Source organism: Streptomyces sp. MBT53 (genome assembly GCF_016654115.1).
In the GTDB taxonomy this organism is placed as follows: Bacteria; Actinomycetota; Actinomycetes; order Streptomycetales; family Streptomycetaceae; genus Streptomyces.
This window is the reverse complement of sequence record NZ_JAEQAZ010000508.1, coordinates 1-462: the sequence shown is the minus strand read 5'-3', so window position 1 is coordinate 462 and position 462 is coordinate 1. Positions and strand designations below refer to the sequence as shown.

General features: G+C 65.2%; 1 protein-coding gene. It reads left to right on the top strand.

Translation table 11 applies throughout. From position 1 onward, the window contains the following. Positions 1-462: cbb3-type cytochrome c oxidase subunit I (locus JHN45_RS52525; RefSeq protein ID WP_201056601.1), on the top strand; the 462-nt coding region annotated here is incomplete at both ends.

The following is a 462-nucleotide window of genomic DNA, read 5'->3' as shown; positions in this document are numbered from 1 at the left end:
CCCGCTGTCGGACGCGGTCCGCTCGCCGGGCATCGGCGCCGACATGTGGATCATGGGTCTGGCCTTCTCCGGCTTCGGCACGATCCTCGGCGCGGTCAACTTCATCACCACGATCATCTGCATGCGCGCACCGGGCATGACGATGTTCCGCATGCCGATCTTCGTGTGGAACGTGCTGCTGACCGCCGTCCTGGTCCTGCTGGCCTTCCCGGTTCTCGCCGCCGCGCTGTTCGCGCTGGAGGCGGATCGGAAATTCGGGGCACATGTCTTCGACGCGGCCAACGGCGGTGCGTTGCTGTGGCAGCACCTCTTCTGGTTCTTCGGCCATCCAGAGGTGTACATCATCGCGCTGCCGTTCTTCGGCATCATCTCCGAGGTCATCCCGGTCTTCTCCCGCAAGCCGATGTTCGGCTACATGGGCCTGGTCGCCGCGACCATCTCCATCGCCGGCCTCTCCGTGAC